Source organism: Streptomyces sp. NPDC025806, from assembly GCF_055558275.1.
This window is the reverse complement of record NZ_JBVHMU010000002.1, coordinates 395,732-409,475: the sequence shown is the minus strand read 5'-3', so window position 1 is coordinate 409,475 and position 13,744 is coordinate 395,732. Positions and strand designations below refer to the sequence as shown.

The 13,744-nt window shown below is 72.4% G+C and carries 11 protein-coding genes; 5 read left to right on the top strand and 6 right to left on the bottom strand.

The window, feature by feature from the left end; genetic code table 11:
• Window positions 1–76 precede the first annotated feature (76 nt).
• The gene (locus tag ACZ4E1_RS05475; protein ID WP_467536086.1) at window positions 77–3,490 is read left to right on the top strand and encodes a protein kinase domain-containing protein; all 3,414 of its coding nucleotides are present in this window, start codon (window positions 77–79) and stop codon (window positions 3,488–3,490) included.
• A gap of 21 nt (window positions 3,491–3,511) precedes the next feature.
• On the opposite strand, the gene ACZ4E1_RS05470 is transcribed toward ACZ4E1_RS05475, so the two are convergent.
• On the bottom strand, window positions 3,512–4,450 hold the full coding sequence (locus ACZ4E1_RS05470) for a GDSL-type esterase/lipase family protein (RefSeq protein ID WP_467536084.1): 939 nt from the start codon (window positions 4,448–4,450) through the stop codon (window positions 3,512–3,514).
• 212 nt (window positions 4,451–4,662) lie between these two features.
• On the opposite strand from ACZ4E1_RS05470, the gene ACZ4E1_RS05465 reads away from it, so the two are divergent.
• Window positions 4,663–5,487: a transporter substrate-binding domain-containing protein gene (locus ACZ4E1_RS05465; RefSeq protein WP_467536082.1), complete on the top strand. Its 825-nt coding sequence runs from the start codon at window positions 4,663–4,665 to the stop codon at window positions 5,485–5,487.
• 131 nt (window positions 5,488–5,618) lie between these two features.
• Entirely contained in the window at window positions 5,619–6,290 is a 672-nt protein-coding gene (locus ACZ4E1_RS05460) for an ADP-ribosyltransferase (protein WP_467536080.1), read from the top strand.
• 51 nt (window positions 6,291–6,341) lie between these two features.
• Here the strand turns inward: ACZ4E1_RS05460 and ACZ4E1_RS05455 are convergent, their stop codons facing one another.
• On the bottom strand, window positions 6,342–7,247 hold the full coding sequence (locus ACZ4E1_RS05455) for a S41 family peptidase (protein ID WP_467536077.1): 906 nt from the start codon (window positions 7,245–7,247) through the stop codon (window positions 6,342–6,344).
• A 57-nt stretch (window positions 7,248–7,304) separates the two neighbouring features.
• Here ACZ4E1_RS05455 and ACZ4E1_RS05450 point away from each other — a divergent pair, with 57 nt between their 5' ends.
• Window positions 7,305–7,850, top strand: coding sequence for an ArsR/SmtB family transcription factor (locus ACZ4E1_RS05450; RefSeq protein ID WP_467536075.1), 546 nt, complete (start codon window positions 7,305–7,307; stop codon window positions 7,848–7,850).
• Window positions 7,851–7,865: 15 nt separating this feature from the next.
• Here ACZ4E1_RS05450 and ACZ4E1_RS05445 read toward each other — a convergent pair whose 3' ends face one another.
• From ACZ4E1_RS05445 to ACZ4E1_RS05430, 4 genes are all read right to left on the bottom strand, one after another.
• On the bottom strand, window positions 7,866–8,597 hold the full coding sequence (locus ACZ4E1_RS05445; protein WP_467536073.1) for a dienelactone hydrolase family protein: 732 nt from the start codon (window positions 8,595–8,597) through the stop codon (window positions 7,866–7,868).
• 139 nt (window positions 8,598–8,736) lie between these two features.
• Complete coding sequence (locus ACZ4E1_RS05440) at window positions 8,737–9,510, bottom strand: glycosyltransferase family 2 protein (protein WP_467536071.1); 774 nt, start codon at window positions 9,508–9,510, stop codon at window positions 8,737–8,739.
• Between the two features lie 188 nt (window positions 9,511–9,698).
• Window positions 9,699–11,069: a pyridoxal phosphate-dependent decarboxylase family protein gene (locus tag ACZ4E1_RS05435; protein ID WP_467536069.1), complete on the bottom strand. Its 1,371-nt coding sequence runs from the start codon at window positions 11,067–11,069 to the stop codon at window positions 9,699–9,701.
• A gap of 139 nt (window positions 11,070–11,208) precedes the next feature.
• Window positions 11,209–12,066, bottom strand: a complete 858-nt coding sequence (locus tag ACZ4E1_RS05430) for a FadR/GntR family transcriptional regulator (RefSeq protein ID WP_467536066.1) — start codon at window positions 12,064–12,066, stop codon at window positions 11,209–11,211.
• 157 nt (window positions 12,067–12,223) lie between these two features.
• Between ACZ4E1_RS05430 and ACZ4E1_RS05425 the strand changes: the two genes are divergently transcribed.
• Complete coding sequence (locus ACZ4E1_RS05425; RefSeq protein WP_467536062.1) at window positions 12,224–13,636, top strand: MFS transporter; 1,413 nt, start codon at window positions 12,224–12,226, stop codon at window positions 13,634–13,636.
• Window positions 13,637–13,744: the final 108 nt, after the last annotated feature.

The following is a 13,744-nucleotide window of genomic DNA, read 5'->3' as shown; positions in this document are numbered from 1 at the left end:
GCTCCCCTGCGACCACGGGATCTCCGGCGTCCGGGGCCGGGGGGGGCGGCCGGTCGTCAGCAACGGGGGTACCGCAGTGAACGCACCTTCGCCGTCCGCCGTCTGGTCGGTCGACGACATCGTCGACGGCCGGTACCGGGTGGTCGGTGAGCTGGGCCGGGGCGGGATGGGGGTCGTGCACCGGGTGCGGCATCTGGCCTGGGGCATCGACATGGCGGTGAAGAGTCCGCGCCCCGACCTGTTCGACGGACCCGCGGATCAGGAGCTGTTCGTCAGGGAGGCCGAGGCGTGGGTGTCTCTCGGGCTGCATCCGAACGTCTGCGCCTGCCACTACGTGCGGGTGGTGGAAGGCACCCCGCGCGTCTTCGCCGAGTTCGTCGAGGGCGGCAGCCTCGCGGAGTGGATCCGCGACGGCCGGCTGTACGCGGGGGACGCGCGGCAGGTCCTCGGCCGGGTCCTGGACACGGCGGTCCAGACGGCCCGCGGGCTCGAGCACGCCCACGGCAGGGGCCTCGTGCATCAGGACGTGAAGCCGGCCAATGTCCTGCTCGGCGCCGACGGCACCGCGAGGATCACCGACTTCGGGCTCGCCCGGTCGCAGACCGTCGTGGCCCCGAAGGAGTCCGCGTCGGCGCCGGGCGTCAGCGTGTTGGTGCCGTGGGGCGGCATGACGGTCACGTACGCGTCTCCGGAGCAGCTCGCGGGCGACAGTGTCGGGCGACGCAGTGACGTGTACAGCTTCGCGGTGTCGTTGCTGGAGATGATCACCGGCCGCGCGTGCTGGTCGGCGGGCTCGGTCGCCGGTCTGGCCCTGGAGGAGTACCTCGGCGACGCCACGAACCCGGTCGCCGCGCCGCCGGAGCTGGCCAACCTGCTGCGCCGCTGCCTGCGGCACTCCCCCGGCCGCCGCCCGCCCTCGATGGCGGACATCGCGGACGTGTTGACGGACATCTACGAGCAGGAGACCGGCTCGGCGTATCCGCGGCCCGCCCCGAGGGCGGCCGATCTCCGCGCCGACGAGCTCAACAACAGGGCTCTGTCGCTCCTCGACCTGGACCGGGTCTCCGACGCCGAACGGGCCTTCGCCGAGGCGCTCACGGTCGATCCGCGCCATGTCGGGGCCGTGTACAACGCGGGCCTGCTGAGCTGGCGGACGGGGGCGATCACCGATATCGAACTCGTCGGCAGGCTGGAGGCGCTGCCGCGGGACACCGACGCTTCCTGGCCGATACGCCTGCACCTCGCCCGCGTGCATCTCGAACGTGGAGACACCGGCGCGGCCCGCGCGCTCCTCGACGTCCTCGCGCGCGAACGGCCCGGCGACACCGAGGTCCAGGCGGCGCTGCGAGCCGGGTCCGACGGGCACGTGACCGATGCCCGCCGTATCGAGACCCGCGCGCTGGGCGAGCCGTTCCGGCTGACGCCGCCCGTGGACCTCCTGGCCCGGCACGTCGTCTCCGGGTATCTGCCGATCCGGTTCAGTCCCGACGGGCGGCTCGCGCTGAGCGGCCACTGGGACGGCGGGCTCCGCCTGTGGGACACGGCCACCGGCGCGTCACGGTCCACGCTCATGAACGGCGGCACGGAGCTGATCGGCGTCGACCTCACCCCTGACGGTTCGTACGCGCTGTCCGTCGAGCGGGGCGGCGCCGTGCGGTGGTGGGACGTGGCCGCCCGTTCGTGCGAGCGTGTCCTGCCGGCCGCCGCCGCTCCGCGGGGGTGCCCGGTGCGGCTGAGCGCCGACGGGCGGATCGGTGTGTGGATCGGCGCGGACGGACACGTCCAGGTGTGGGAACCGCGGACCGGGACCTGCCGGTGGTCGCTGGGGGTCGCGGTCGAGGGGTCTCTGGACGCGTCGCGGTACGAGGTGAGCCCCGACGGACGTCATGTGCTCACCGGCGAGGAGGACGGGGCGCGTCTGTGGAGCGTGGCCGACGGCCGGTGCCGCGCGCTCCCGGCGGGCTCTCCGTCGTCCTCGATGTGTTTCGCACCCGACGGGCGGCTCGCCGCGGTCGCCTCCGACGACGGGACCGTCCGGGTGTGGGACGTGGAGGACGGCCGGCTGGTCCGTACCCTGACCGGCCCCACCACCGCCGCCCTGCACCTGGCGCTCGGCCCCGGTGGACGGCGGCTGCTGTCGGGTTCGAGCTCCGAGCACACCGTCCGAGTCTGGGACGTGGGCAGCGGCCGGTGTCTACGGACCTTCTCCGCGGGCCGGCACGGCATGCGTCACCTCGGGTTCCCGGACGCCGACGACCGGTTCGGCTGCTCCGTAGGCAACCACCCCGAGCTGGCCACGCGCCGCTGGCGGCTGCCCGACACCGGGTACACCGCCGAACCGCACGTGGTCGAGCCGCGGGAGTACGCCGAGGTCAGCGGGCTCGGCGGGCGGGCGGAAGGACTGCTCGCCGAGGCCCGCCGGGAGATGTCGGCCGGACGGCACCCGTCCGCCCTCGGCCTGTTGACCCGGGCCCGGGCGATCCCCGGGTACGAGCGGGCGCCCCAGATCCTGGCCGCCTGGCAGGAGCTGGGCCGTTCGGCCCGCCATGTGTCGCTCCGCGCCGCCGGGTCACGCCCGCTGGACACCGGGCCTCTCGCGTACGGCGCCGTCACCGGGATCGGACTCGCCGCGAACGCCCGGCTCGCGGTCAGCGGCCAGAGCGACGGGACCCTGCGCGTCTGGGACCTCGCCAGCGGGGAATGCACCCGGGTCGTCGACGACCACCCGAGCCGCGCCGCCGAGGTGGCGCTGAGCGACGACGGCCGGTACGTGCTCTGCTACGGCACCAAGCCGCACGCGATCACCCGCCGGCGGCTGGACGGAGACGGGCACGTGCGGGTGACCCCGCACTGGGACCTGACGCGGACCGTCCTGTTCACCGGCGACGGGCGGCACGCCCTGCTCGGCAGCGGCGAGGGCGAGGTCCGCCGGTGGGACCTGGAAGAGGACCGCTGCGTGTCGACCGTCGGACCCGCCGGCCCGGTCAACGTGATCGCGCCGTCCGCCGACGGCCGGCTCGCGGCGATCGGCGACTGCACCGGCGTGGTCGGCCTGTGGGACCTCGTCTCCGGACGACGCCTGCGCACCTGGAAGGGCCCGCGGGAACCGATCCTGTCCGCGTGCCTCAGCGCCGACGGCCGTCTGGCCCTGTCCACGCACATGGTGATGTCCTCCGGCGCGGGCGACGAACCGATCCGCCTGTGGGACGCCCAGAGCGCGCGGTGCGTACGCGAGTTCGCGGGCCACGTGGGCTGGGTATCCGCCGTCCGGTTCACTCCCGACGCCCGGTTCGCGTTCTCCGCGGGCCACGACCGCACCGTACGGATGTGGGACGTCGCGACCGGACGCTGCCTGCAGGTCCTCGAAGGGCACCGGGAGTACGTCCGACATCTCGAAGTCACCCCCGATCTACGGAACTTGGTGACGGCGGGTGACGACGGGATCCGGCTGTGGCAGCTCGACTGGGAGCTGGCGGCCGACGGGGAGTGAGGATCCGAGGCCCCGCTCGGGTCAGCAGGACTCGATACTCAGCCGGCGGTAGAGCTCCTTGTGGCCTTCGGCGTTGGGGTGCAGACCGTCGACGAACAGGTGTGGCTGGTCGCGGAGGGGCTCCCACAGGTCGAGGTGGTCGATGTGGTTGTCCTCGCACCAGGTCTTCAGCGTGGCGCGCAGCGTGCGCGCCCGCTCCACGGTGAAGCGCAGTCCCTCGTAGTCGCCGGTCCGCGTCTCGTCGAGCCAGACCGGTCCGGCGACGACCAGGCGCGCGTTGTGGCGGTGGGCCGTGGCGGCCAGCGCGTCGAGGTGGCCGGTGATGTGGGGCAGCGCGTCGCCGGCGGTGTCCGAGGCCGCGAGCGGTACGGCGGAGTCGTTGATCCCCGCCGCCACGACGAGCGTGTCCGGGTGGCGGGGAGGCAGGAGCGGCGGCGTCTGCTCGCTGACATCCGCGAGGGTGCTGCCGGGGATCGCCAGGTTGAAGACGCGGTGCCCGGTCTCGTCGGAGGCGATGTGCGTGGCCGCCAACTGGGCGGCCCAGCCGCCCTGGGGGTCGCAGCGCCCGTAGGCGATGCTGTCGCCGACGATCACGATGCGGGCCGCCGAGCGCAGCGGCCTCGCGTCCAGGTAGGCCCAGGCGGACTCCCCCGAGGTGAGGAGCACGCGGCGCCGCACGTAGTCGTCCACCTCGTAGTCGTCGGCGGCGGCCAGCTCCTGGTCGGTCAGGTGCAGGACGGCGCCCTCGACCGTGCTGCCGATCCTGCGCTCCAGGGTGAGGTGCACGTCCTGGCCGCTGGTGGCGATCACGGACTCGTCGGTGATCGTCAGGGGCCTGGTCGCGTGGCCGGCCAGTGAGGCGGCGGTCGTCGGCACGGTGCGGCCGAAGAGCGACGTCTGGACGCGCCGGTCCAGCAGGGTGCCGAAGGAGAACAGGGTGTGGGGGCGGGACTCGGTCACGTGCCGTCGCGGCCTTTCACTGGGAATGATCACGTTCATCCTAACGGCCCAACGCGCCGACCTGGGCGATCGCGTCCGCGGGGTCGACCGGGGCCGGCCGGGCCGGGTCGCGGGGTTCAACTGAACGAACGCGTCTGCGAAGGTGATCCGGCCTGCCATCCGTAGACGCCCGGGCGGGCCGTCGGCCCGGGCACCCGAGAAGGAGCCGCCCGATGAAGCGAGCCGCTGCCCTGTCCGCCCTGGCCTGCGTCCTCTCCCTCACCGCCGCCGCACCCGCGTCACCCGAGACCTCCCGGAGCACCGGCCACCCGCACGGCACGCTCCTGGATTCCGTTCCCCGGACCGGGGTGCTCAAGGTGTGCACCACCGGCGACTACCGGCCCTTCACCCACCTCGACCCCACCGACGGAAGCTACAGCGGCGTCGACATCAAGATGGCGGAGGGTCTGGCCAAGAGCCTCGACGCCAAGCCCCGTTACGTGGCGACCACTTGGGCGAACGTCACCAAGGACGTCGCGGCGGGCCGCTGCGACATCGCGGTCGGCGGCGTCTCCATCACGCTGCCCCGCGCCCGCCAGGTCTCCTTCAGCGAACCGACCCGGCAGGACGGCAAGACACCCATCGTGCGCTGCGCCGACAAGGAGAAGTTCGGCGCGGGCACGCTGAAGGACATCGACCGGGCGGGCACGACCGTCATCGTGAACCCCGGCGGCACGAACGAGCAGTTCGCCCGGGCGAACATCCATCAGGCCACCATCAAGCTGCACCCTGAGAACACGACGATCTTCCAGGAGATCATCGAAGGCCGCGCCGACGTGATGATGACGGACGCGAGCGAGACCCTGTACCAGTCCAGGATCCATCCCGAGCTGTGCTCCCTCCACCCGGACCGGCCGTTCACCTTCTCCGAGAAGGCGTTCGCACTGCCGCGCGGCGACGACCAGTTCAGGGAGTACGTGGACCAGTTCGTCCATCTCGCGACGCACGACGGCACGTACGCGGCCTACGAGGAGGAGTGGATGGGCAGCGGGGCCTGACTCGATTCGACGGGGGCGCGCTCACATGGTGGCGTCGTACGCCCTGGTCGCCGGCCTGCGGCCGCCGCGCGGACGCGCCCACTTTCGAGTGGCGCCCCCGGGCGACGCGGTGCACTCGCGATGATCACCGGGTGATCAAGAACCCTTTGTCAGCCAAGGCCGTGGCTCTCCTCGGCGTCCTCGTGAGCCTGGCCGCCGCCTCGTCCTCCGCCGCCCCGACCGCCACCGCGGCCCCGGCACTCCCTCGTGCCACGGTCCTCGCCGCCGCCGCACCCGCGTGCCCCGTGGTCGAGGACAAGCTGTACGCGGCGGTCGTACGTCCCGTCCCGCTGGAGAAGATCACCCCTGAGCCGGTCTTCCGCAAGGACTGCAAGACGCTCTACCGTGCCGACGGACGCGCCCCCGACAGCATCTTCAAGGAGGGCTTCCGCCCCAGGGACACCGTCAACGGCCAGTACGACCTGGAGAAGTACGTGCTGGCGAACCAGCCGTCCCCGTTCGTCTCCACCACCTACGACCACGACCTGTACAAGACATGGGCGAGGTGGCTGAAGCCCGGCGCGTACAACTACTACATCGACGCGCCCAACGGCATCGACGTCAACCGCACCATCGGCGACACCCACAAGTACGCGGAACAGGTCGAGGTCGCCTTCCCCGGCGGGATCGCCCCGCGGTTCATCATCGGCGCCTGCCCGATCGACAAGCAGACCCGCACCGAGATCATGTCCGGATGCGAGAGCAACCCGGCCTATCAGCCGGCGACCTCGCAGACCGTCTCCCGCGTGCCGGACCACGCGTGACCCAGCGGCGCGGGCGGGCCGCCCCGCGTCGGGCCGTCCGCGCCGAGCGGGTCATTCCTTCAGGCGGGTGAGGGCCAGGGCGTGGGCCTGGTCCAGGGCGTCCGTGGCGGTGCAGGGGACGTCGGGACGGACCCCGGTGCCTTCCCAGTTCGTCCCGGAGACCGGGTTGACGGCGCGGCCCACGGGGATCGTGGCTTCGAGGTGGGGGTGCAGGGTCCAGCCGTTGCAGGGGTGGGCGCCGCCGCGGGTCGTCTCGCCGACGACGGTGGCGCGGCCGAGCTGCTGCAGGTCGTAGGCCAGCTCTTCGGCGGCGGAGAAGGTGGTGGCGCCGGTCAGCACGTACAAGGGCTTGGTGCCGCCGAAGCGGGCGCCGGGTATGTGCGGCTGGCTCCAGGACTGCTCGCGGCGGTCGCCGTCGCGCCAGTACATGGTGTTGAGGTGGGTGCGCTCGTCGAGGAGGTGGCTGCAGACGAACGCGACGGTGTCGGGGTCGCCGCCCCGGTTGGCGCGGAGGTCCACGATCAGGGCCTGGGCGCGGGAGGCCAGGGTGAGCGCCGCACTCAGCGGTTCGGCGGCCCAGTCCAGCGGGAACAGCATCGGCCCCAGCTCCACCACGGCGACACCGCCGTCGAGCAGCTGCACGCGGGGGACGCCGCCCAGCGAGGTGTCGAACTCCCGGCGCATGGCGTCCAGGGTGGCCGCGCCCTTCTTCGGGCGGATCGGGTCGGCGTGGTGCTTCAGTCGCAGGTGCCGGTCGTTGTTGACGGACTGCAGGTCCGCCGTGACGAGGCGGGCGAGCCGCTCGGCGTCGTCGACGGCGTAGGCGCCCTCGGCGAGGCGGCGCCGCAGCAGGCCGGTGAGCTGTTCGGCTGTCTCGGGGAAGACGTAGTGCTCGGTCAGCAGCCGGATCGTCTCGTCGATGACCGGGGCCGGCGCGAGCTTCGTCGAGGTCGTCATGGCAAGGAGTAGAGCACCGCCCTTGCGAAAGCGTCAACGAGTTTAGACACTTTCGGTATGCGAGATCAGACTCCCCCTCCGCCGCCGCCTCAGGACGTCCTGGAGATCGGCGCGCCCGAGCAATTCGCCGCGCTGGCCCATCCGTTGCGCCAGCGGCTGCTGTTCGCCCTCGGCCAGCGGCCCGCCACCCTCAGCAGGCTCGCGGTGCAGCTCGACGCGAAGAAGGGCAACGTGGCCCATCACCTCAAGGTGCTCCGCGAAGCCGGGCTGGTCCACGTCGCCGAGACCCGCCAGGTCCGCGGCGGCACCGAGCAGCACTACCAGCGCACGGCCCGCCGGATGGTCGTCGCCGAACCCCAGGCGGCAGGCACCGCCGCGATGTTCACCGCGGTCGCCCAGGAGTTGGACCGCTCCCCCGTCGAGCCCCATCTGACCCTGCGCCACTTGCGCCTCGGCCCGGCGCAGGCGAGAGAACTCGGCGAGACGCTCACCAAGCTGGTCGACGAGACCGAGGAGGCGGCGGAGGGCGAGCCCGTGCACGGCGTGCTGGTGGCGCTGTATCAGCAGGCCCTGCCGGGCGCCACCACCACGGACCGGAGGTGAGCTCCGCCGGCCGGGTCAGCCGAGGTGCCGGGCGAGGAACCCCAGCGTGCTCTCCAGCTCGAACGCCGGGACCTCCCCGTGCCGACCGGGGTTCGCGTGCAACGTCTTCTCGGCCGAGCCCAGGGCGTCGAACAGCGCCAGGCTGTGCGGTCGCGGCACCCGCTCGTCGTCCCACTGGACCAGGAACTCCACCGGGACGGTGATCCGCGCGGCGTCCTCGGCACAGGCCGACGCCCCACCCAGTCCCAACACCGCGGCGCGGACCCGGGGTTCGGCGGCGACGAAGGGAACACCGAGCCCGCACCCGAGGGAGACTCCCCAGTAGCCCACGGGACCGGCTCCGACGTGTTCGAGTCGCTGGACCGCGTCCAGGACCGCCCGCCATTCCGGCACGGTCCGGCGGGCCACGCGTGCCTGGAAGGCGGCGATCAGCGGAGCCAACTCCTCGCCGGCTTCCACGCGTCGCTGGTTCTCGGTCGCGAGCCGGTCGTACTCCTCGACCTTCGGACGGTCGCCGTGAGCGGGGACGTCGACCGCCGCGACCGCGAAACCGCATGCGGTCACGAAGCGCCGGGCACGCTCCAGCATGTCCGGGGCCTTCTTGTGCTGACCGCCGCCGTGGCCCATCAGGACGAGCGCACGTGTTCCGACGGCGCCTTCCGGCGTCCACAGCACGCCGGGAATCTCGCCGAGGGTGAAGAGCTGTTCGCGGACGCCGTCGGACGACGTCTCAGAGGTGAAGCGCAAAGCGAATCATGCCTTTCGGGATGCCACTGCGGGCGCTCCCTCAGCCATGCGGAGGGAGGGAGGCCCGACCTGTCGAAGCGTTGATCGGTCTCACCTCCTCGGTTCGCGGCACTGCACGGCGGCAGGAACGTATCACGCCCTAGATCCGTGAATTGCGCACCGACTGCCACACCGCGCCGGCCAGCGCCTTCGTCGCGCGCGGGACCGACAGCTGCTCGTGCTCGCGGTAGAGCTCCCAGTTGTACGGGACCAGCGACAGCTTGTTGGAGGAGAGCGACCCCGCCTGGTGGGCCCGGTACACGGCCAGGGGTTCGGCCAGGCCCCGGGCGTCGGCGCCGTCGCGCATGATCGACAGCCACAGGGCGTAGTCCTGCCGCTTGCGCATCTCCGGCATGAGCCGGGTGCCCAGCACGGTGCGGTCGTACATGGCGGTCAGGGCGCCTATGTGGTCCTTGACCAGCATCGCCCGGTAGTCGACGTGGGCCCGGGCCCGGATGACGCGCCCGTTCGGGACGAAGTCGACGGCCTCGCCGGCGTGGTCGGCGTCCATCTTGAAGTACGAGGTGAAGGTCAGCGGCGCGCTGCCCTCCGCGGCGAAGGCGAGCTGCCGTTCGGTCTTCTCGGGCAGCCACATGTCGTCGCTGTCGAGGAAGGCGATGTAGTCCCCGCGAGCCCGCTCCATGGCGAGGTTGCGCGCCTTGCCGGCGCCGCCGCGCTCGGGGGCCGAGCGGGGCAGGACGCGCTCGTCCTGCCGGGCGAACTCCCTGAGCAGCTCCATGGAGTCGTCGGACGACTGGTCGTCGGTGACGAGCAGCTCCACGTCGCTGTGGGTCTGGGCGAGCACCGACCGGACGGCCGCGCCGAGGGTCGCCGCCGAGTTGTGGACGGGCATCACGACGGACACCAGGGGCACAGCGAATCTCCTTGCGACAGCGGCCGGGACGACTGCCCATTCAAGCACTGCGGTCGATACGGGACCGCACTGCGTCCCGTCGTGGCTCCGGCCGCCTCGCGGGACTGCCGGAGCACGGCGGCCAACCCGTACGCGGGCGCCGCTCGTCGAGCGGTCGACGCCGACCTGCCTGACATCAGCCGCCGGGCTCAGTCGGTGAGGGACGCGAGGATCGACCGGACCGTCTCCTCGGTGATTCCCGGGTGGAGGAATGCCAGACGGGCGACGGTCTCGCCCTCCCAGACGCTGGGGGTGATGAACGCGAGGCCGGAGGCGAGGAGGCGCTTGGACCACGCGTAGTAGTCCTCGGGCTGCCAGCCGGTGCGGCGGATCAGGACGACCGTCAGCTCGGGCTCGCGGAGCAGTTCGAGACCCTCGGTCTCCTCGGCGAGGCGGGCCGCGTACCGCGCGATCTCGGCGCCCCGGGCCACGGCGTCCCGGTAGGCGTCGGTGCCGTGGACGGCGAGCGAGAACCACAGGGGCAGGCCGCGCGGACGCCGCGTCAGGTGGTAGGCGTAGTCGCTGGGGTTCCAGTCCTCGTCGTGGCCGTCTCCGTCCGCGCCGTGGATCGCGTCGAGGTAGGACGCGTCCTGGGTGTGCACGGCCCGGGCGAGGCGCGGGTCCCGGTAGAGGAGGGCCCCGCAGTCGAACGGCGCGAACATCCACTTGTGCGGGTCGACGACGAGCGAGTCGGCGTGCTCGATGCCGCGCAGGCGCGTCCGGAGTTCGGGCACGAAGAGGGCGGCTCCGCCGTACGCGGCGTCGATGTGCAGCCACAGGTCGCGGTCCCGGGCCTGCTCGGCCACACCGTCGAGGTCGTCGATGATGCCCGCGTTGGTGGTGCCGGCGGTGGCGACGACAGCCACGACGGGGGCCCCGCCGTCGGCCGACGCCGCGTCGAGTGCGGCGGCGAGGTCCGTGCCGGTGAGCCGGTGGTCCGAGGTCGGGACGACGAGCGGTTCGACGCCGATGATGCGCAGGGTGTTGCCGACGGAGGAATGGACCTGGTCGCTGACGGCGATCCGCACAGGGTCCGCCGCGGTCAGACCGAGCCGGCGCCGGCCGGTGTCGCGGGCCACGACCAAGGCGGAGAGGTTGCCCGCCGAGCCACCGCTGACGAAGCATCCGCCCGCGCCCTGCGGCAGGCCGGCCAGGTCGGCGAAGAGGCGCAGCACCTGGTTCTCGGCGGCGACCGCGCCCGAGGCCTCCAGCCAGGACACGCCGTGCAGGGAGGAGGCCGAGAGGACCATGTCGAACAGCGCGGCGGCCTTCGTCGGGGCGCCGGGGATGAACGCGAGGAAGGCGGGGTGGTCGCAGGAGACCACCGTCGGTTCCAGTTCCTCGGCGTAGGTCCGCAGCACGTCGGCCGGACGGCGGGGCTCCGTGCCGATGGCGTCCTTGAGCGCCAGGGCGAGTTCCTCGCGCTCGCCCAGCCGGCCCAGCGGCGGCGGGTCGAGGCGGAGCCGGTCGAGAAGATGGCCCATGACCTGCTGGGTGAGGTCTTCGTCGTATGCGTGCACCGAGGGCTCCTGTCGGAACGAGCGACTAATTGGATCCGCATCGGATCCAATTCGGACCTTAGGCCGCCGCCCGAGCGCCCGTCAACCACGGACAGGGGACTGCCGGCCTGCCGGAGAGGCCGGCCGACAGGAGGGCCGGTCAGTCGGAGGACGTGGCGAACTGATCCAGGAGCACCAGGAACTGCCGGTGCGACTCCTTGAGGTGCTCCCGCATCCGGCGCTCCGCCGTGTCCCCGTCGCCCGAGAGCACGGCCAGCGCGATCGCCTCGTGCTCCTCACGGAACGCCCGCCCGAAGTCCTGCCCCGTCGGGTAGACCGGTGTCCAGTCGGAGCCCAGCCAGAGCGCGTTGCCGGCCACGAACATCTCGGTACGGGCGCGGGTCACGGCCTCCGCGAGCACCTCGTTGCCACCGGCCTCGGCGACGCCGAGATGGAAGCGGGTGTCGACGCGGTGGTACTCACCGAGGTCGGCAACCTTCGCGTCCAGCATCTCGACGAGCCCGCGCCGGCCCGCCGCGGCACCGCGCTCGGCGGCGAGCCGGGCCGCGAACGGCTCGATGGCCTGGCGGTACTCCATGTAGTCGCGCAGAGAGGCGCGGATGCCCGCGGCGATGGCCGCCCTGTTGTCCTGGCCGCTCCGGGGCGCCGGTGCGACCCGGGTGCCGCCGGAACGCCCCAGCGTCGTGACGACGAGCCCTTCCTCGGCCAGCTCCCGTACGGCCTGACGGACCGTGTTGCGGCCGACTCCGAAGACCTCGGCGAGCTCGCGCTCGGTCGGCAGCTTGTCGCCCGGGCCGAATCCGCCGAGGGCGATCCGCTGGCGCAGCGCCTCGGCCACGACCGCGTACGACGGCGCCTGCCGGGGGCCGGAGCCGTTGGCCCCCGACTCACCCGCCTGCACCTTGCCGCCGCTCTTGCCTTCTCCCTTTCCGTCCCCCTTGCCGTCCCCCTTGACCTTGCCCGCGCCGTCGCCCCGGCTCGCGCCCGTCCCGCCCATGGCCTGCCCCTCACGCCCGGATTCCGTTCCTGCCCGTTCGACCAGTCTATTGGGATCGCTTCGAACCCTATTGACAGGCCGCACGGGCGGACCTAGCGTCGCCCCATCGATTTTGGGTCCACCCCGAACCCAATCGATGTCCCCCAAGGAGCCACGTATGAGCCAGTCCACGGGCACCGCAGCCCCCGCCGCCGGGGCGCCACGCCGCTCCGGGCCCTGGAAGATCGCCACCGCGGCGATGATCGGCACAAGCGTCGAGTGGTACGACTTCGGCATCTACGCCACCGCCGCCGCATTGGTGTTCCCCGAGCTCTTCTTCCCCGAGATGAGCCGCACGCTCGGCACGGTGATGTCCTTCGCGACGCTGTTCGTCGGCGCCCTCGGCCGACCGCTGGGCGCCATTCTCTTCGGCCACATCGGCGACCGGCACGGCCGCAAGAAGGCGCTGATCTGGTCGATGACCCTGATGGGCGCCGCCACCGTCTGCATCGGCCTGCTGCCCACGTACCACCAGATAGGCGTTCTCGCGCCGCTGCTCCTCGTCCTGATCCGCATGATCCAGTCCCTGGCCGTGGGCGGCGAGTGGGGCGGGGCCGTCCTGTTCGCGGTCGAGCACGCGCCGCCCCGCCGCAAGGCGTTCTTCGGCTCGTTCCCGCAGGTCGGCGACGGTGTCGGCTACTTCCTGTCGACCGGCGTCTTCGCTCTGGTGGCGCTGTTCGGGCATGCCGCGCTGGCGGACTGGGCGTGGCGGGTCCCGTTCCTGCTGTCCGCGGTGCTCGTCGCGGTCGGCCTGGTCATCCGGCGCTCGATGGACGAGTCGCCCGAGTTCGAGGCCGCGCGGCGCGCCGAGGAAGCCGCGGGCCCTGCGGCGAGGAGCAAGGAGTCCGCCCCGGTGATCGGCGTGCTGCGGCACGCGTGGAAGACCTGGCTGCTGGCCACGGGCGCGTTCCTGATCACCGTCGGCGGCTACTACATCGTCGTCACCTTCATGTCGACCTACGCCGTCACGGAGCTGGGCTTCACCGATGCTCAGGCGGCAGCAGCCGGAACCGCGGCCTCCGTCGTCGTCATCGTGTGCACCCCGCTCAGCGCGCTGTTCGCCGACCGCTACGGCCTTCGCCGGGTCACGCTCATCGGCGTCCTGCTGCACCTGGTCGCGGCCTTCCCGATGTTCTGGCTCGCCGACACCCGCTCGGTCGCCGGTCTGTGGCTCGCCATGTGCCTGCCCATGCTGGCCAGCACGATCGCGTACGCCTCGCTCGGCACGCTCGCCTCAGGGTGGTTCGCGCCGCGCGTCCGCTACACGGGCCTGTCCATGAGCTTCCAGACGGCGGGACTCCTCGGCACACTCGCCCCCGCGGCGACGACCTGGCTGTACTCCTCCTTCGACAAGTCCTGGGTGCCGGTCGCGGTCGCCTTCGCCGCCATGGCGGCCGTCAGCGCCGTGTGTCTGATGGCGTGCCGGCCGGCGGCGAACGCGGGAGAGTCCCTCGACGCGCCGGAGGCGGGCGCGCTCCCCGGCGGTGCGGGCGATGCCGCGGACACCGTCGACGCCACGCGGGCCGGCTGACCGGCGTGTTCGCGCCCGGTGCCGCTCCGGCCGTGGCGCGCATCGGGAGAGGCCTCCGTTCGACGGCGGATCGGTCCCCGCGGTCCTACGCACCGCTCCCCCCACACA